Origin of the sequence: Streptomyces sp. NPDC098781 (assembly GCF_044759995.1) — a bacterium.
Lineage (GTDB): Bacteria > Actinomycetota > Actinomycetes > Streptomycetales > Streptomycetaceae > Streptomyces.
Genome location: NZ_JBIWAK010000001.1, coordinates 912,702 through 930,807, shown reverse-complemented (window position 1 = coordinate 930,807; position 18,106 = coordinate 912,702). Strand labels below are relative to the sequence as shown.

Annotated in this window: 14 protein-coding genes; 5 read left to right on the top strand and 9 right to left on the bottom strand. The window is 70.7% G+C overall.

Annotated features, from left to right (window positions below; all coding sequences use genetic code 11):
- Positions 1 to 65: 65 nt before the first annotated feature.
- Positions 66 to 1,559, bottom strand: coding sequence for a hypothetical protein (locus tag ACIQWG_RS03940; protein ID WP_404089877.1), 1,494 nt, complete (start codon positions 1,557 to 1,559; stop codon positions 66 to 68).
- Positions 1,560 to 1,802: 243 nt separating this feature from the next.
- On the opposite strand from ACIQWG_RS03940, the gene ACIQWG_RS03935 reads away from it, so the two are divergent.
- The gene (locus tag ACIQWG_RS03935) at positions 1,803 to 2,948 is read left to right on the top strand and encodes an aminoglycoside phosphotransferase family protein (protein ID WP_404089875.1); all 1,146 of its coding nucleotides are present in this window, start codon (positions 1,803 to 1,805) and stop codon (positions 2,946 to 2,948) included.
- A 272-nt stretch (positions 2,949 to 3,220) separates the two neighbouring features.
- Positions 3,221 to 5,167, top strand: coding sequence for an N-acetylmuramoyl-L-alanine amidase (locus ACIQWG_RS03930; RefSeq protein ID WP_404089874.1), 1,947 nt, complete (start codon positions 3,221 to 3,223; stop codon positions 5,165 to 5,167).
- On the opposite strand, the gene ACIQWG_RS03925 is transcribed toward ACIQWG_RS03930, so the two are convergent.
- The 7 genes from ACIQWG_RS03925 to ACIQWG_RS03895 form a co-directional block, all read right to left on the bottom strand.
- Positions 5,145 to 7,379 carry a glycosyl hydrolase family 95 catalytic domain-containing protein gene (locus ACIQWG_RS03925; RefSeq protein WP_404090791.1) on the bottom strand — a complete coding sequence of 745 codons (2,235 nt, stop codon included), beginning with the start codon at positions 7,377 to 7,379 and terminating at the stop codon, positions 5,145 to 5,147. The two genes, ACIQWG_RS03930 and ACIQWG_RS03925, sit on opposite strands and share 23 nt — an antisense overlap.
- Positions 7,380 to 7,658: 279 nt before the next feature.
- Entirely contained in the window at positions 7,659 to 8,156 is a 498-nt protein-coding gene (locus tag ACIQWG_RS03920) for a hypothetical protein (protein WP_404089872.1), read from the bottom strand.
- A 177-nt stretch (positions 8,157 to 8,333) separates the two neighbouring features.
- Entirely contained in the window at positions 8,334 to 8,579 is a 246-nt protein-coding gene (locus ACIQWG_RS03915; protein WP_404089870.1) for a DUF397 domain-containing protein, read from the bottom strand.
- A gap of 118 nt (positions 8,580 to 8,697) precedes the next feature.
- A complete protein-coding gene (locus ACIQWG_RS03910) occupies positions 8,698 to 9,864 on the bottom strand; it encodes a thiolase domain-containing protein (protein WP_404089868.1) in 1,167 nt (388 codons plus the stop codon).
- A complete protein-coding gene (locus ACIQWG_RS03905) occupies positions 9,861 to 10,910 on the bottom strand; it encodes a thiolase domain-containing protein (RefSeq protein WP_404089866.1) in 1,050 nt (349 codons plus the stop codon). Before ACIQWG_RS03905 ends, ACIQWG_RS03910 begins: the two co-directional genes overlap by 4 nt.
- Positions 10,907 to 11,863 carry a Zn-ribbon domain-containing OB-fold protein gene (locus ACIQWG_RS03900; protein WP_404089865.1) on the bottom strand — a complete coding sequence of 319 codons (957 nt, stop codon included), beginning with the start codon at positions 11,861 to 11,863 and terminating at the stop codon, positions 10,907 to 10,909. Before ACIQWG_RS03900 ends, ACIQWG_RS03905 begins: the two co-directional genes overlap by 4 nt.
- Before the next feature lie 47 nt (positions 11,864 to 11,910).
- Complete coding sequence (locus tag ACIQWG_RS03895) at positions 11,911 to 12,711, bottom strand: crotonase/enoyl-CoA hydratase family protein (RefSeq protein ID WP_404089864.1); 801 nt, start codon at positions 12,709 to 12,711, stop codon at positions 11,911 to 11,913.
- Between the two features lie 165 nt (positions 12,712 to 12,876).
- On the opposite strand from ACIQWG_RS03895, the gene ACIQWG_RS03890 reads away from it, so the two are divergent.
- The 3 genes from ACIQWG_RS03890 (at position 12,877) to ACIQWG_RS03880 (ending at position 16,966) form a co-directional block, all read left to right on the top strand.
- A complete protein-coding gene (locus ACIQWG_RS03890) occupies positions 12,877 to 14,499 on the top strand; it encodes an acyl-CoA synthetase (protein WP_404089862.1) in 1,623 nt (540 codons plus the stop codon).
- 116 nt (positions 14,500 to 14,615) lie between these two features.
- On the top strand, positions 14,616 to 16,388 hold the full coding sequence (locus ACIQWG_RS03885; protein WP_404089860.1) for a sulfatase: 1,773 nt from the start codon (positions 14,616 to 14,618) through the stop codon (positions 16,386 to 16,388).
- 137 nt (positions 16,389 to 16,525) lie between these two features.
- Positions 16,526 to 16,966, top strand: a complete 441-nt coding sequence (locus ACIQWG_RS03880) for a hypothetical protein (protein WP_404089858.1) — start codon at positions 16,526 to 16,528, stop codon at positions 16,964 to 16,966.
- An 80-nt stretch (positions 16,967 to 17,046) separates the two neighbouring features.
- Here the strand turns inward: ACIQWG_RS03880 and ACIQWG_RS03875 are convergent, their stop codons facing one another.
- A complete protein-coding gene (locus ACIQWG_RS03875) occupies positions 17,047 to 18,021 on the bottom strand; it encodes an ion transporter (protein ID WP_404089856.1) in 975 nt (324 codons plus the stop codon).
- Positions 18,022 to 18,106: the final 85 nt, after the last annotated feature.

Here is an 18,106-nt window from a genome sequence, read left to right as displayed (position 1 = left end):
CGGATTCGGTCAGCCGCACAGTCCCCCTGTGGCTGTGCGCCGTAGGTCCATGTGCTGCCTTACGGCTACGTCTGTGCGCTGTCGCCGCTCGGCTTCCTCGGCTTGGGCAGCGCCGAACGGATCTCCTCCCGCAGTTCGTTGATCTTCGGGTAGCTGGAGTACTCCGCGGTGAGCCGGTACATCTGCCGGAGCCGGTCCCAGGTGCGGCCGGAGGAGTTGGCGCCCATCGACATCAGGGCCAGCCGTGCGTAGCGGTCGGCCTGTTCGGGGTCGTCCGCGATGAAGCAGGCGGACGCCATGGACAGATGGTCGAAGATCTTCGAGCGCTCCCGGCCGTCGTTGCGCAGGGCCAGGGCCTTCTCCGCGTAGTGCTGGGCGTGCGCGGCCGCGGTCGGCTCGAACTCGGCCAGCGTGCGATAGGCCAGGGCCTGCATGCCGTACAGATCCTCGTCCTTGAAGGTCTGCATCCAGCTCGGGGGCGGCACATCGCTGCGGTCGGAGACGAAGAGGTCCTCCGCCCGGCCGAGTGTGCGGCGCATGGCCTGGCCCTTGCCCATCGACGCCTGCGCCCAGGCCTCGATGGTGTGGAACATGGCCTTGGTGCGCGGCAGCACCTCGTCGCCCGAGCCGGACTGGGCGAGTTTCATCAGGTCGAGTGCGTCGTCGGGCCGGCCGAGGTGCACCATCTGGCGAGCCGCTCGGGAGAGCGCCTCCCCGGCGCGTGGCCGGTCGCCGCCCTCCCGGGCCGCGTGGGCGGCGATGACGAAGTACTTCTGGGCCGTGGGCTCCAGGCCGACGTCGTGCGACATCCAGCCCGCGAGGACGGCGAGGTTGGCGGCGACGCCCCACAGGCGCCGCTGGAGATGGTCGGGGTGACGGTAGGCGAGCATGCCGCCCACCTCGTTGAGTTGTCCTACGACCGCCTTGCGCTGGAGCCCGCCACCGCGGGCCGCGTCCCAGGCCCGGAACACCTCTACCGAGCGCTCCAGTTCCTCGATCTCCTGCGACCCGATGGGGGCGGCCTCGTAACGGTCGAACCCAGCGGGGTCGGCGTGCAAGGGGTCGTCGAACTGGGGGGCGTCGGCCTTGAGGGCCGGGTCGGTGCGCAGCCAGTCGTGCATGGCGCTGCTGAGTGCGGATCCCGCGGCGAGCGCGGCACCCGCGCCCACCAAGCCGCGTCGGTTGAGCATGAGGTCCATTCCCGTGAATTCGGTGAGGACCGCAGCAGTCCGCTCGGGCGCCCACGGCACTCCGTCGGGATGCTCCACACTCCCGCCGTCCTGCCGTTTCCCCGTACGCCCGTGCCGGACCAGACCGAGGTCCTCGATGGTCACGACACGGCCGAGTCGCTCGGTGAACAGGGCTGCCAGCACCCGCGGCACCGGATCGCGCGGGATCTCTCCCATGTCGATCCACCGCCGCACCCGCGAGGTGTCGGTCGACAGCTGGGGGTGGCCCATGGCCGCCGCCTGCCGGTTGACCATCCTCGCGAGTTCGCCCTTGGACCAGCCGGCCAGGCCGAACAGGTCCGCCAGGCGGGTGTTGGGTTCTCCGCTCACGTCAAGCCCCCAGGTTCTCGGCTGAGTTGACAGTAGCCCGGTGAGAGTTGCCTCGGGACTATTCGCCAGGGTTCGCCAGGGTGCGCCAGATGGTGTGCCACTGCGCATCGGGTGTCAGGTAGGAACGCGCCACCCCGACCCGGTCGCCCTTGAGAAGGCCGGTGCACTCCCCAGGGTGCACCCGGGCGACCGGATCGGGCAGCGCATTGACGTCGCAGGCACACGAAGGGATCTGTTTCTCCCATGTACGCAGCATCGTCCTCCGTGTCCGCCCCGCCCCGGTCGCTGCGAGCCCGCCCGGCGGGCGGCGGCCCCTACCTCGCCCCCGCGCGGCCGGCGGCGGCCCCCGTGCTCGGCGCGGGCCGGCCGCTGCGCGCCGCGGGGCTCGGCACCCAACCGCTCAGCGGGAGACTCGACTTGTCCGGCCCCCAGGGCACCCAGTTGCGTACCGCGATCGCGTCGGTGCACCGGATCTGCCCGGAGTTCGCCCCGGTCCAGGTCCTGCGCAGCAGCGGGCGGTCCGTGCTCCTGGTCGGCACGACCGGGCGCAGCACGGCCGTCGCCAAGTGTTTACTGGACCACTCGCCGGCCTGGGCCGAGCGGATCCGGCACGAGATAGCGGCATACCGCTCGTTCGTCCGGCACCGCCCCCCGGTGCGCGTGCCGAGACTGATCGCAGCGGATCCGGACAACTGCACCCTCGTCATCGAGCGGATGCCGGGCCGGGTGGCGGCCCTACAGCGGCACCCCTTGGAGGTGCCGCCACGAGCGGACATCAGGGCGGCACTCGGCGCGATCTGCCGGCTCAACGCGTGGCGCCCGCCGGCGGGCACGTTCGACGCGCCGCTGGACTACGCCGCGCGGATCTCCCGGTTCCATGAGCTCGGGCTGCTCACCGACCGGGACATGGGCGATCTACAGAAGCTGCTGCACGGCATCGCGGCCACCGCGGGCCGGCAGGGCATGGGCCAGTTCTGCCACGGCGACGCGTTGTTGTCGAACATCCTGCTCTCACCGGCCGGTCCAGTGCTGGTGGACTGGGAGCACGCGGGCTGGTACCTGCCGGGCTACGACCTGGCGACGCTGTGGTCGGTGCTCGGGGACGCACCGGTGGCCCGGCGGCAGATCAGCCAGATCGCCCAGTCGGCGGGTCCCGCCTCACGGGACGCGTTCCTGGTGAACCTGATGCTCGTGCTGACCCGCGAGATCCGTACGTACGAGACGGCCGTGCAGCGTTCGATGCACGATGCTCCGACCCCGGCGGCACCGGGAGTGGCCCACCCGGGTGCTGCGCCGTCCGGCGAGGAACAGCGGCTGCTGCTGAGGCGGCTGCACGACGACTGCCAGTTGGCCCGCCGGGCCGTTCGTGCGGCGGTCGGCACTCGCTGACGGGGACGGTGGTCCGCGGTACGCCCCAGCGGCGTACCGCGGGCTTTCGTGTGCGCGGACCATTCGGGTGAGCCGTGAAACGGGCACATTGGGGTACGCCAATGACGCCCCGCAGGCCAGGGCGCCGTCACCACGAAACTCCCGGGAATCCCGCTTGACAAGGGAATTCGTCGGTCGCTTGGCATGATTGACGGATCGTCGGACAGCCGGTACCACAGACGCACGCCCGGCCCCGCACGGCTCATCGCGCCCGACCGTCCCAGGAGGCTGCCTTGCGCGCATCCGTCACCGCCATCGCCGCCGCGACCCTGCTGGTGCCGTTGCTCGGCGCGGCCCCGTCCGACGCCCGAGGCGCGGAGAGCGGCCTCCAGTCGGCCTTCGCCTCCGCCGCGGCCGAGTACCACGTGCCCCAGAGCGTGCTGCTCGGCGTCTCCTACCTCCAGTCGCGCTGGGACGCGCACGGCGGGGCGCCCAGTGTGACCGGCGGCTACGGCCCGATGCACCTGACCGACGCCCGCACCGCGCTGGCCGGGGCCACCCCCCACCACAGCGACGGCTCGGAGGACGCACGCGGCGACGGCGCCCGCGCCGCCCTGCTCCCGAAGGCGAAGCCGCCGAAGCCCGCACGGTTTCCGGCCCGCCTCAGGACGCTGCCCAGGGCGGCCCAACTGACCGGGCTGAGCCCGGCGCGGCTGCGCACCGACCCGGCCGCCAACGTGGCCGGGGGCGCCGCGCTGCTCGCCGCCGCGCAACGGGCACTCGGCGAACCGCTGAGCTCGGACCCGGCGGACTGGTACGCAGCGGTGGCCCGCTTCTCGGGCGCCGACGACACCGCCACGGCGACGGCGTACGCCAACGACGTCTACGACGTGCTGCGCACCGGCCAGGAGCGGGAGACGGACGGGGGCCAGCTCGTGGCGCTGGCCGCCCAGCCTCGTCTGGTCCCCGACGCCCGGCAGTTGCGGCGGGCGGGGTTGCGCACGCTCGACACGACGGAGACCGAGTGCCCGCCGACGGTGTCCTGCGAATGGATCCCGGCGCCGTACGAGGAGTTCGGCGACGGCGACTACGGCAACCACGACCTGGCCGACCGTCCCGCCTCGCAGGGCATCGACTACATCGTCATCCATGACACGGAGGGCGCCTGGGACGGCGTCCTCACCATGGTGCAGGACCCCACCTATGTGTCGTGGCAATACACCTTGCGCTCCACCGATGGACACATCGCTCAGCATGTGAAGGCCAAGGACGTGGCGTGGCACGCGGGCAACTGGTACGTCAATGCCAAGTCGATCGGTCTGGAGCACGAGGGTTTCCTGGCACGGCCGGACGCCTGGTACACGGAGGCGATGTACCGGTCCTCGGCTCGCCTGGTGGCGTATCTCGCCAAGGAGCACGACATCCCACTGGACCGCCAGCACATCCTGGGCCATGACACGGTGCCGGGCCCGACCGCGTCGACGGTCCGCGGTATGCACACCGACCCGGGGCCGTACTGGGACTGGCGGCACTACTTCGAACTGCTCGGACGCCCGATCGAGCCCTCGGCGGGCCCGGACGGCGGCATGGTGACGATCCGCCCCGACTACGCGACCAACCGGCCCGAGTACACGGGTTGTGTCTCCGCGGGCGAGCGCTGCGCCGACCACGGTTCGAGCGCGGTGCGGCTGTACTCCGGGCCGGGCGAGTCGTATCCGCTGATCAAGGACATCGGTCTGGGCACGACACCGTCCAAGGGCGTCAACGACCTGTCCTCCCGGGTCTCCACCGGACAGCAGTACGCGGTCGCCGGGCAGGACGGCGACTGGACGGCGATCTGGTACCTGGGCCAGAAGGCGTGGTTCAAGAACACCCAGGAGAACCCGACCGCGGTGCACGCGGCCGGCCAGGTCGTGACGCCGAAGGACGGCGTGGAGAGCGTCCCGGTGTACGGCCGCGCCTACCCCGAGGCCTCCGCTTATCCGGCGGACGTGCCCGCACAGGCCGTGTCGGCGCTGCCGTACACCATTCCGGCCGGCCAGCGGTATGTGGTGGGTGGGCAGGTGCCGGGCGAGTACTACTACGCGGTGACCTTCGACGAGGCGTCGCACCGGGTGGTGACCGGCAAGGATCTCTACTACGAGATCCAGTTCGGCCACCGGGTGGGCTTCGTACGGGCGGCGGACGTGGAGGTGCTTCCCTCGGGGCCCGGCGCGGCTACCCCGCCCGCTCCCAGGTGAGACGTTGTCCGGCCACGGCCTTGAAGGTGAGCTGACCGGACTCGAACAGGTCGCTGCGTACGGTGAGTTCGCGGCTGCGTGACGCAGTGACGGCGAGGCGGGTCGCCCGGCCGTCCGCCCAGTCGAGGTCGACGGTGGCGCCTCCGCGGGCACGCAGACCGCGCACCGAGCCGGTCGGCCATGCCGTGGGCAGGGCGGGCAGCACCTCGATGATGTCGTGCTGGCTCTGGAGGAGCATCTCCACGACTCCGGAGGTGGCGCCGAAGTTGCCGTCGATCTGGAACGGCGGATGGGTGTCCCAGAGGTTGGGCAGGGTCGAGGACTTGAGCTGTTCGCCGAGCATCCGGTGGGCGTGGTCGCCGTCGCGCAGCCGTGCCCAGAAGTTGATCTTCCAGGCCTTGGACCAGCCGGTGCCGCCGTCACCGCGTGCGGTCAGCGAGACCTCGGCGGCCCGCGCCCAGGCGCTGCCGGGTTCGATCTGTCGCCCTGGGTGGAGGGCGAACAGATGCGAGACATGGCGGTGCGTGTCGGCCGGGTCGTCCAAGTCCTCTTTCCATTCCTGGAGTTGCCCCCAGGAGCCGATACGCAGGCCGGGGTCGAGCCGGTCCAGCGCCGATCCCAGTCGGCGCCGGAAGTCGGGCGCGTCGCCCAGGGTGCGGGCCGCTTCGAGGGTGTTGGTGAACAGGTCGTGGACGATCTGCTGCGACATGGCGGCACCGGCCGTGAAGTCGCCGTGCTCGGGCGAGTAGCTGGGCGTGACCACGAGGGTTCCGTCGCGCGGGTCGGTGCGCAGGTTGTCGAGCCAGAACTCGGCGGCCTCCTTCATCACCGGGTACGCGGTGGTGCGCAGGTAGTCGGTGGAGCCGCCGAATCTGTAGTGCTCGTACAGCTGTTGGGTGAGCCAGGCCGCCGCCTCGGGGAACCAGAAGGCCGTCGCCCAGTCGTGCACTCCGGTGAAGCCGTACGGGTTGGTCTCGTTGTGCACGACCCAGCCGCGTGAGCCGAACATCTCCCGTGCGGTACGGCGGCCGGGTGCGCGCAGGGCCTCGACGAAACGGTCGTACGGCACCGTGGTCTCGGCGAGGTTGGCGGCTTCGGCCGGCCAGTAGTTCATCTGGATGTTGATGTTGGTGTGGTAGTCGGCGGACCACGGGGGCGTGGTGCTGTTGTTCCAGACGCCCTGGAGGTTGGCGGGCAGGGAGCCCGAGCGCGAGGAGGCGATGAGCAGGTAGCGGCCGTACTGGAAGTAGAGGGCTTCCAGCGCGCGGTCGGCCGCGCCGGTCCCGGCGGTGTACGCGGCCAGCAGCCGGTCGGTGGGAACGTCCGTGGGGAGTGCCTGGCCGAGGTCGAGGGCGACTCGGCCGAAGAGGGCTCGGTGGTCACGGATGTGGCGGTCGAGCAGGGTTTCGTGGCGGGCGCCCGCGCGCCGCACGGTACGGCTCACTGCGGCGTGCGGGTCGGGGCCGCGGTAGTGGGGGTAGCGGTCGGCGTAGTCGGTGCCGGCGGCGAGGACGAACCAGGCGCTGTCGGCCCCGGTCACGGTGACGGTGCCGTCGGCGCCGGAGGTCACGGTGCCGCCCTCGGCGCGTACCCGGACCTGTGCCTCGAAGCGCAGGCCGTTGTCGGCGAGCGCGCCCCGCACGGTGAGGGTGCCGTCGGCCGAGGTGGCGGTGAAGTCGGCGCGGGGTGAGGTGTAGCGCAGGGTGAAGCCGATGGTGCCCGGCCGGTCGGCAGCGAGCCGTCCCACGATCACGCCGTCGGGGTGGGAGGCGAAGAAGTCCCTTCGGTGGTGGACGCCTTGGTGGGTGTAGGCGACGGACGCCACCGCGCGGTCGAGGTCCAGCTCGCGGCGGTAGTCCTCCGGTGGCGTCGTCGGTGCGCCGGGGAGGTCGAGGTGGAGGTCGCCGAAGGTCTGGTGGGCGCCATAGCCGATCCGTGGCTGGCCGAGCCGGTCGGCGACGGATTCGGGGTCGAGGGTGGTCGAGGCGTCCAGGTCGTCCTGTACGGCGGTGATCGCGTCGGGGCGGGGTGCGCGCCAGTTGCCGTGGTCGTAGCCCTGGGCGGAGCCGGGGCCACCGGTCCAGAGGGTCTTCTCGTTGAACTGGATCCGTTCCGAGGCGAGGGTGCCGAACACCATGGCACCGAGCGCGCCGTTGCCGATGGGCAGGGCCTCGCGCTCCCAGTCCGAGGCCGGCGAGGTGTACCAGAGCAGTGATGACGTCGGCGACACATCGGAGGAATCGGCGGTGGCGACGTCGGCGGCACCGAGGCCCAGAGCGATCGCCCCCGTCCCTCCGACCGCTACTTTCAAGGTGGTCCTTCGGGTGACCCGCTGCGGCTCATGCGACATGACCCCTGACGCTAGAGATCCGATGACTCGGCGACAAGGGTCATGACAAGACAGTCAGTGCAGGGCGGTCATGCCAAGGCAGTGAGGACGGGAGAAGAGAGGACCACTCGGGACCACTCGGGCCCGGGCGCCGCGCGGGATTCAGCCCTGCTGGAAGAGCTCCGCCGGCAGCGGCTTCAGGAGGGCGTACAGGTCGTCGGTGATGGGGCGGTCCCAGGCGGCGATGGTCACCAGGACGTTGTCACTGCGGTCGAACTGCACGCACGAGATCCGGCTCTCGGAGAGCTTCAGACGGCGCACGATCAGCAGGTTGTCGCCCTGCATCACGGGCACGTCCTCGCTGCCCACGACGGTGACCTCTTCGTCGTTCTCCAGGGCCACCAGCAGCTGCGCGACCTCGAAGGGGATCTCGCCCTCCTCGATCTCGCGGGCCGGGGATCCCTCGGGCAGGTTGCCGATGATCATCGCCGGGCCGCGGCCGCCGAAGAGGTCGTAGCGCAGGAAGACACCCTGGCAGCTGCCGTCGGGGGCGGGCAGCAGCCCGGCGCCCAGATTGCCGGGCCAGTCGCCCGGGTCCATGGCCAGTACGTCGAAGTCGGGCCCGGCGGGCGTGGCGCTGCGGCGGCGGAGGAACGACATGTCGCCATGGTACGTGGCCGGGCCTGTCACGTGACGTGAGGGCAGGCGTTCGACCACTGCTCCCTGTGTCCGCCGGCGGCTGTCACGTGCGGCCTGCCGACCGGCGGAGAGCGGAACGGCCGAGCCGCCGGGTGCACGTCGGCTCGGCGCCGTTCGACCGGTCGGGGTCAGGTCAGGTCAGGTCAGGTCGAACTCGCCCTCCCGCGCACCCGACACGAACGCACCCCACTCGGCGGGTGTGAAGATCAGGGAAGGGCTCTCCGGGCGGCCGCTGTTGCGCATCGCGATGAAACCTTCGACAAAGGCGATCTCGACATCGCCCAGGCCGCGGCTGCTCGAGTGCCAGTCGGCGGTGCTGAGGTCCAGCTCCGGCTTGTCCCAGCCCGTGAGCGGCGGCTGCTGCTGGATGGTGCTCTCGGCCACGTCCGTGCTCCTCCCGATTTCGTAGTCCGCGGCCAGCCTAGCGATCGGTTCCGGGTGCCAACAGGCCACGTGAGGGGGACCTTTGCCCAGGCCCCTCCACCGCCCGTCGAAAGCGCTCTCAGGCGTCCGGGGGCTCGGCGCCCACGAGCCACATCGAGAAGAACTGCGATCCGCCGCCGTAGGCGTGTCCCAGCACTTTGCGGGCGCCCTCCACCTGGTGTTCTCCGGCCCGTCCGCGCACCTGAAGAGCCGCTTCGGCGAAGCGGATCATGCCGGAGGCGCCGATGGGGTTGGTGGACAGCACACCGCCCGACATGTTGACGGGCAGGTCGCCGTCCAGCTCGGTCACCCCGGACTCGGTGAGCTTCCAGCCCTCGCCCTCGGCGGCGAAGCCGAGGTTCTCCAGCCACATGGGCTCGTACCAGGAGAACGGCACGTAGATCTCGGCCCCGTCGATCTCCCGGCGCGGGTCGGTGATCCCGGCCTGCCGGTACACGTCGGCGGCGCAGTCCTTGCCGGCCTGCGGCGACACGAAGTCCTTGCCCGCGAACATGGTCGGCTCACTGCGCATCGCGCCGCCCAGCATCCAGGCGGGCGGGCCGGGCGCCCGGGCGGCTCCGGCGCGGTCGGTGAGGATCATCGCGCAGGCGCCGTCGGAGGACGGGCAGGTCTCGGAGTAGCGGATCGGGTCCCACAGCATGGGCGAGTTCTGGACCTTCTCCAGGGTGATGTCGTGCTCGTGGAGGTGGGCGTAGGGGTTCTTCAGGGCGTTGCGGCGGTCCTTGTACGCCACCAGGGATCCGACCGCGTCGGGCGCGCCGCTGCGTCGCATGTACGCGCGCACGTGCGGGGCGAAGAATCCGCCGGCCCCGGCCAGCAGGGGCTGCTGGAAGGGGATCGGCAGGGACAGGCCCCACATGGCGTTCGACTCCGACTGCTTCTCGAACGCGAGGGTCAGCACGGTGCCGTGTACCCGGGCCGCGACCAGGTTGGCGGCGACGAGCGCCGTGGAACCGCCGACCGACCCGGCCGTGTGCACCCGGAGCATGGGCTTGCCCACCGCGCCGAGGGCGTCGGCGAGATACAGCTCCGGCATCATCACGCCCTCGAAGAAGTCGGGCGCCTTGCCGATGACCACGGCGTCGATGTCCGCCCAGGTCAGCTCGGCGTCGTCGAGCGCGCCGCGGGCGGCCTCCCGGACCAGCCCGGCGATGGACACGTCCCGGCGTGCCGCGACGTGCTTGGTCTGACCGACGCCTACGACGGCCACAGGCTCCTTGCTCATCGCGGATCCCCTTCGAGTACGGCGACCAGGTTCTGCTGGAGACAGGGGCCGGACGTGGCGTGTGCGAGCGCCCGGTCGGACTCGCCCCGGTGGATACGGGCCGCGGCCTCTCCGAGGCGGATGAGCCCGGCGGCCATGACCGGGTTGGTGGCGAGCGCCCCGCCCGACGGGTTCACGCGCACGCCGTCGTCGAGCCTGAGCGCTTTGCGCAGGACGACCTCCTGCGAGGTGAAGGGCGCGTGCAGTTCGGCGGTGTCGACAGGCCGTTCGAAGGCGCCGGCCTTCTCGGCGGCCAGGCGGGTGGAGGGAGAGTCGGTCAGGTCACGCACGCCGAGACCGTGTGCCTCGATGCGGTGGTCGATGCCCCGGATCCAGGCGGGCCTTTCGCACAGCTGTCGGGCCCGCTCCCCCGCCGCGAGGATCACGGCGGCGGCCCCGTCGCCGATGGGCGGGCAGTCGCCGGTACGCAGCGGTCGTACCGTGTAGTCCCCGTGCGGCACCGAACCCTTCAGCTGGGCATGGGAGTTGGCGGTGGCGTCCGCCCGGCTGCGGGCGGCGACGGCGGCGAGCGAGGGTTCGTCCGTCTCGCCGGCGTCGATGAGGGCCTGGGCCTGGAGGGCCGCCAGGGCGACGGAGTCGGGCCAGAGCGGGGCGAGGTAATAGGGGTCGAGCTGGCGGGTGAGGACGTCGCGCAGGGGACCGGGTGAGGACTTGCCGTAGGAGTAGACGAGGGCGGTGTCGGCGTCCCCGGTGAGCAGCTTGGTCCACGCCTCGTACAGCGCCCACGCGCCGTCCATCTCGACGTGCGACTCGGAGATCGGCGGCCAGGCGCCGACGCCGTCCAGGGCGAGGGTGAAGGAGAAGGCGCGGCCGGCGAGGTAGTCGCTGGAGCCGGAGCAGGTGAAGTCGATGTCGGCGGTCTTCAGGGCGGTCTGCGCGAGCACCTCGTGCAGCACCGGCATGAGCATCTCCACCTCGGAGAGCTCGGCGCTGGTGCGCCGGTGGTCGGTCTGCGCGAAGGCGACGACGGCAATCTCGCGGTTCACAGCAGCTCCCGGTAGGTGTCGTAGTCCGCGTCGGGTTCGCCGGTGGGCCGGTAGTGGTCGGGGTAGCGGGCGCCCTCCGTCCACACCGGTTCGACGCGCAGACCCATCCGCACCTGGTCATAGGGGATGCCGCCGATGCGTCCGTGCAGGGCGAGGTCGGCGCCGTCGAGGGCGATGTGGGCGTAGACGTAGGGCACTTCGATGTCGAGGTTCTTCGCCTTGATGTTGACGATGCAGAAGGTGGTGACTGTGCCGCCGGGACCCACTTCGACCTGTTCCGATGTGGCGAGGCCACATGTGGGGCACGCACCCCTCGGCGGGACGTACACCTTGCGGCAGGACGGGCAGCGTTCGCCGACGTTGCGTTGTTCGGCGAGCGCGTGGATGTAGGCGGACTGGGCGCGGCCCGGTGAGTAGGTGTAGTCGAGGCGGGCGGCGGCGACGATGCCGGTGACGGCGTCCTCGAACTCGCCGTTGTGATCGACGGGTTCGGAGGCGTCGTGGTCACCCGGTCCGTCGTCGTACGGTTCGAAGCAGGCGATGTCCGTGATGGCGCCGGTGCGTTCCTCGGCCCAGCGGACGCGGACACGCATGCCGGTGTGCACGCTGGCGGGGCCGGGGGCGTCGAGAGCGTGCAGGAGCGCGGTGTCGGCGCCGTCGAGGCGGACCAGTACCCAGGCGAAGGGGGTGTGCAGGGGCTGGTCACGGCGGGGGGTGTCGTTCCAGGCCCAGGTGGTGACCGTGCCCGTGGGGGCGACCTCGACCAGGTCGCGGATCTCCTCGGCGGTGACGGGGTCGTACTCGACGGGAGGGACGAGCGTACGGCCGTCGACGGTGCGCACCCCCAGGACGACGCGTTCCCGCAGTCCGGTGAGGAAGGCGCTCTGGACGGGGCCGAGGGAGCGGGTGAAGGGGAACTCTACGACGAGCGGCGCTTTGAGGAGTTCGGGCATCCCACTGGTCTCCTTTGGAGGTTGGGCGCACGGGCCGGCCACGGCGGTCAGGCTCGCTTGTAGACGGGTGGGCGCTTCTCCGCGAAGGCGCGGGCACCTTCCTTGGCGTCCGCGGTGTCGAAGATCGGCCAGCCGCGCTTCAGCTCGGTGGCGAGGCCGTCGGTCTCGGTCATCTCGGCGGTGTCGTAGACGGACGCCTTGACGGCTTCGACGGCCAACGGGCCGCAGGTGTTGATCTGTTCGGCGATCTCCAGGGCCTTGGTGAGTGCGGTGCCGTCGGGGACGACGTGCCCGATCAGCCCGATGTCGGCGGCCTCGCGGGCGCTGTACGGGCGGCCGGTGAGCAGCATCTCCAGGGCGTGGGTGCGCGGGATCTGTCGCTGGAGGCGGACCGTGGAGCCGCCGATGGGGAACAGGCCGCGCTTGACCTCGAACAGGCCGAAGGTGGCCGACTCGCCCGCGACGCGGATGTCGGTGCCCTGGAGCATCTCGGTGCCGCCCGCGACGCAGTACCCCTCGACAGCGGCGATCACCGGCTTGCGGGGGCGGTGGTGGCGCAGCATCGCCTTCCAGTGGAGATCCGGGTCGGCCTTGAGCCGGTCGCGGTACTCCTCCCCCGCCATGCCCTGGCCGGCCAGGGCCTTGAGATCCATGCCGGCGCAGAACGAGTCGCCGGCGCCCGTGAACACGACCGAGCGCACGGTGTCGTCGGCGTCGGCTTCTAGCCAGCCGTCGTACAGGCCGACGAGCATGGGCAACGAAAGCGCGTTCTTGGCTTCCGGCCTGTTGAGCGTGAGCACCAGTGTGGCGCCTTCGCGTCGCACCGTGAGGTGTTCCGTCCCACCCATGGCCCTCTCCCCTCTGAAAGAACGAGAACAGGTTGCAGGAGGCGCCGGGGCACTTCAAGGGTTTTCTGACAGGTAGTCAGATTTCTTGTGCGCGGACCCTTCACAGTTGTGCCGCCCTTTGCTCTGATGACCGGCAGCCGGTGGAGCGCGAGGGCAGGAGGAACGGTGGAGTACAACCTTGCCGACCTGTTCGAGTCGGTCGTCGACGCGGTCCCCGACCGCGAGGCGCTCGTGTACGTCGACCATCCCGGTACGGGTGCGGAGCGCCGTCTGACGTACGCCGAGCTGGACGCGGCGGCCAACCGGATCGGGCACCACCTGCTCGACAACGGGATCCGTCCCGGCGAGCACCTCGGCCTCCATCTCTACAACGGCGTGGAGTACTTGCAGACGGTGCTGGGCTGCCTGAAGGCGCGGATCGTCCCGGTCAACGTCAACTACCGGTACGTCGAAGAGGAGTTGGTGTACCTGTACCGGGACGCCGACCTGGCGGCCCTGGTGTACGAGGCGGAGTTCACGGACCGGGTGGCGGCGGCCCTGCCACGGGTGGACGGGCTGCGGCACCTGCTGCGGGTGGGCGGGGCGGCGCCGGCCTCGGCGCCCGTCGTTCCCGCCGTGGCCTTCGCGGACGCCGAGGCCGTGGGGTCGCCCGAGCGCGGGTTCCCGGCGCGGTCCGGCGACGACCAGTTCATCATCTACACCGGCGGCACCACCGGGATGCCCAAGGGTGTGATGTGGCGCCAGGAGGACCTGTTCTTCTCCGGGCTGGGGGGCGGCGCGCCGACCGGTGAGCCGGTGCACAAGCCCGAGGAACTCGCCGAACGCGTGGCGGCGGGCGGCGACGGGATCACCTTCTTCCCGACCGCTCCCCTGATGCACGGCACGTCCACGCTGACCGCCTTCATCGGCTTCAACTTCGGCCAACGCGTCGTGATCCACCGCAAGTTCGCACCGGAGGAAGTGCTGCGGACGATCGAGAAGGAGAAGGTCACCAGCGTGTCGCTGGTCGGCGACGCGATGCTGCGCCCGCTCGTCGACGCGCTGAGCGGCCCCATGAAGGGCACCGACTGCTCGTCCATGTTCAGCGTGTCCTCGTCCGGGGCGATCATGTCGGACACGGTGCGCCGACAGTTCCAGGAGCTCGTCCCGAACGTCATGCTGCTGAACAACTTCGGTTCCTCGGAATCCGGCTTCAACGGTACGGCGACCGAGGACTCCGGCCCCGAACGCGGCTTCCGTATCCGCGTCAACTCCCGCACCCGGGTGGTCGACCCGGCCACGCACGAGGCGGTCGCCGTGGGCGAGGTGGGCCGGGTCGCCCAGTGCGGCCATGTGCCGCTCGGCTACTACAACGACCCGGGGAAAACCGCCGAGACCTTCTTCGAGAAGGACGGCCGGCGGTGGGTGCTGCTCGGTGACATGGCGACGGTCGACGAAGAGGGCGTCGTCACGGTGCTGGGGCGCGGCTCGCAGTGCATCAACACCGGGGGCGAGAAGGTGTACCCCGAGGAGGTCGAGCAGGCGCTGAAATCCCACCCCGATGTGTACGACGCGCTGGTGGCCGGCGTGCCGGACGCGAAGTGGGGGCATCACGTGGCGGCGGTCGTGCAGCTGCGCGAAGGAGCCGTCCGGCCGTCACTGGCGGACATCCAGACGCACTGCCGCTCCCATCTGGCTGGCTACAAGATCCCTCGCCAGCTGGTGATCACGGACGCGATCCGGCGCTCGCCCAGCGGCAAGGCGGACTACCGGTGGGCACGAGAGGTGGCGGCGGCGACCGACAGGTGAATCCCGGGCAGGTCTGGTTGAACGTGAGGTGACGTGCGAACGTACTGATGGTGGCAGGCCAGGTCATCGGCCGCTGTTTGCCATGCCATCGCACGACCGCACGGAAGGACCGCCGGGTGTCGCTCTTCACTCGCTCTCGTCAGCCGCTCGACACCGCTGAGAGCGGGGAGGAGACCGAGGACAGCCCCACCCGGAAACCGCCCTCCGAATCCTCGCCGACCGGCCGGTTCGCCCGGTTCCGCCTGTTCGACTGGCGGAGCCGCTACCCCCGTACGGCACACGGCGTCACCGTGGGCACGACCGTCCTGGCCGGCGCGCTACTTCTGTTCGCGCTGCTCGTCCCGAACCGTCTCGAACGGCTCGGTCCCGAGGTCTTCTTCCGCCTGCCGGCCGAGGGCATCCTGCTCGCCGGGCTGCTGCTGGCGGTGCCGCCTCGCTCGCGGCGGCTGCTGGCGGTGGCCTCGGGTGCGCTGCTCGGGCTGCTCACCGTCCTGAAGTTCGTCGACATGGGCTTCTACTCGGTGCTGGCCCGCCCCTTCGACCTGGTCCTGGACTGGATCCTGCTGGACGACGCGGCCGAGTTCGTCCGGGAGTCCTTCGGCCGTACCGGGCAGGTACTGGCCGTGATCGGGGTGATCGTCCTGTTCGTGGCGGTGCTGGTCCTGATGACGCTGGCGATGGTCCGCGTGACGAACCTGATGGTCGGCCATCGTCACATCGCCGCCCGTACGACGCTGGTCCTCGGCACCGCGTGGATCACCTGCATGACCCTGGCCATCCAGGTCGGCGGGGTGCCGTTGGCCACCAAGGGCAACGCCGAGTTCGTCGGCAACCGCGTCGAGCAGGTGCGGGCGGGGCTCAAGGACGGGCGGATCTTCGAGAAGCAGGCGGCCGTCGACGCCTTCGCGAAGACGCCGCCGGAGCAGCTGTTGACGGGGTTGCGCGGCAAGGACGTGCTGTTCACGTTCATCGAGAGCTACGGCCGGGTCGCGATCGACGACCCCGCGATGGCACCGCAGATCGACAAGGTCCTCAAGGAAGGGACGAGTTCGCTCAAGGCGGCCGGGTTCGAGTCGAGGAGCGCCTGGCTGAGGTCACCGGTGACGGGCGCCGGCAGCTGGCTCGCCCACTCCACGTTCCTCTCCGGCCTCTGGATCAAGAACCAGCAGCGCTACCGGAGTCTGACGACCAGCGACCGAGCCACTCTGAACAGCTACTTCCGCAAGACGGGAGCCTGGCGCACGGTCGGCATCGTGCCGGGGGTGCGGCGGGCCTGGCCGGAGGGCCGGTTCTTCGCGCTCGACCACATCTACGACTCCGAGCACCTGGGCTACCACGGCCCGTACTTCAGCTGGACGCCCGTGCCCGACCAGTTCAGCCTGGAGGCCTTCCAACGGCTGGAGCACGGCAAGAAGGACCGTGACCCGATCATGGCGGAGATCATCCTGGCCTCCAGCCACAACCCCTGGTCGCCGATCGCCCGCATGGTCGACTGGAACGACCTCGGCGACGGCTCCGTCTTCCACGGCATCAAGAAGGAGGGCACCGATCCCAAGGAGGTCTGGCAGGACCCGGAGCGCGTGCGCACCGAGTACCGCCGGGCCATCGAGTACTCGCTGCACAGCCTCACCGAGTGGGTCGAACGCTACGGCACCGACGACACCGTCCTCGTGTTCCTCGGCGACCACCAGCCCGTGCCCACCGTCACCGCCGGGAGCACCAGCAGGGACGTCCCCGTCACGATCGTCGCCCGCGACCCGAAGGTCCTCGACCGGATCGCCGACTGGCGTTGGACGGACGGCCTCAAGCCCGCCGAGAACGCCCCCACCTGGGGGATGGACCGTTTCCGGGACCGCTTCATGACGGCGTACGGGCCGCAGGGGGACTGAGCGGCCGGCGGTTGCGCCGTTCGGGTGTCGTGGATCTTGCGAGGCCCGTCCGGCGTAGCAGCACGCGACGGCGCACGGGTGCCCTATCTACGGTCGCAAGGAGGGGTCGTAGAGGCCTCCGGACCGAAAGGCACCCCGTGAACCGACGCGTCCACGCGATATGCACGACCGCGATCACCGTTCTCGTCATCACCGGCCCGGCGGCCCACGCGGCGCCCGCCGGCGACGAATTGGACTGCCGCGACTTCACCTTCCAGGAGGACGCGCAGGCGGAGTTCGACCGGAACCGCGACGACCCGCACCGGCTGGACCAGGACCACGGCGCGGACGACGGTGTCGCCTGTGAGGTCCTGCCGCACCGCGGCGGATTCGTCCCGCCCGCCCCCACCCAGACGCCTCTTCCCACGCTGTCTCCCCTCCCCACGCGCTCGGTCCTCCCCACCCAGGGCGTCAGGGGCGGGATGGGCGGCAGCACGGGACCCGCGGACTTCGAAGTGGCCCTGGGAGCCGGCCTGGCCGTCGCCGCGGTCGCCCTGACGGCCGGTGTCGTGGTGTACCGACGCCGCCTCAAGCGCTGAGGCACACATCTGATCCGCCTCCTTTCGGCACGGGTCCGGCTCGCGACGGAGGTCGACGGAGGTCTGCGAGGTCGGCCGCATCACGCCGAGCGCCGGGATCTGCCCTCCTCGGTCCTTCGTGGCAACCCCACGTGCGTTCCACGAAGGCCCGCTTCGAGGTCGTCGAGGGCTCGTCGGGCCACGGCGATGCGGGCGGTCAACTCGTGGTCGTGGTCAGGGTCATGCTCGCGAGAACCCGTCTCTTCGGCCTCGTCCTGTACGGCATCCTGGGCCGGCCTTCGCCGGGCGGTGTGCTCCCGCTCCAGTTCTCGCGCCTCCTCCATGGAACTGATAACGACCCCGATGAGGACGTTGACCAGGACGAACGAGGCGAGCAGCACATACGAGGCGTAGTAGAGGACGCTCCAGCGGGATATCTCCAGGCCGGCGTGGACCGCCTCGCCCAGTCCGTCCAGGGTCATCAGCAGGAAGAGGGTGAGGACGGCGCGGCCGATCGAGCCGTACTGCTCGGGATCATGGCGGCCGAAGAACATCCAGCCCACCATGGCGTAGACGTACAGCAGCAGGGCGCCCACGAGCAGAAAGCTGACCGCGCCGGGGAGGCTGCGGGCCATCGCGACCATGATGATGCGCAGTTGGGGCAGAAAGCGGGCGGTGCGCAGGACGCGGGCCAGGCGCAACAGGCGCAGAACGGTGGCGTTCTCGCGGACGACGGGCAAGAACGCGCAGACCACTACCGCCAGGTCGAACAGGTTCCACGGATCGCGTACGAAGTCCCAGGGCCGGTCGGCGTGGGCGCAGGCGCGCAGCGCGATCTCGACGGTGAAGGCGCCCACACAGAGATGTTCGGCGAGGCCCAGCCCGCGGTGCCACTCCCCGGCCAGGCCGTCGTAGGTCTCCGCCCCCAGCAGCGCCGCGTTGGCCAGGATCACGCCGAGGACCGCGACGGCGAACCAGCGGGCCTCCGTGACGGCGCGGGCCCATTCCGCCAGAGCCCGGCGGGTGAGCTTCGGGGGCTCGTGAGGGGTGCGGTTGCTGTGGTGATCGTCGGTCATCGTGCTGAATCTGCTCCGACGGGCGGTCCGGTATGCCCGTGCCTGGGCGGGCCTTGGCTGTGCCTGGGCGGGGCTTGGCCGTGCC

Coding starts and splice junctions, on each gene's coding strand:
- ACIQWG_RS03935 (WP_404089875.1), top strand. CDS start 1,803: ATGTACGCAGCATCGTCCTCCGTGTCCGCCCCGCCCCGGTCGCTGCGA.
- ACIQWG_RS03920 (WP_404089872.1), bottom strand. CDS start 8,156: ATGTCGTTCCTCCGCCGCCGCAGCGCCACGCCCGCCGGGCCCGACTTC.
- ACIQWG_RS03910 (WP_404089868.1), bottom strand. CDS start 9,864: ATGAGCAAGGAGCCTGTGGCCGTCGTAGGCGTCGGTCAGACCAAGCAC.
- ACIQWG_RS03900 (WP_404089865.1), bottom strand. CDS start 11,863: ATGCCCGAACTCCTCAAAGCGCCGCTCGTCGTAGAGTTCCCCTTCACC.
- ACIQWG_RS03895 (WP_404089864.1), bottom strand. CDS start 12,711: ATGGGTGGGACGGAACACCTCACGGTGCGACGCGAAGGCGCCACACTG.
- ACIQWG_RS03875 (WP_404089856.1), bottom strand. CDS start 18,021: ATGACCGACGATCACCACAGCAACCGCACCCCTCACGAGCCCCCGAAG.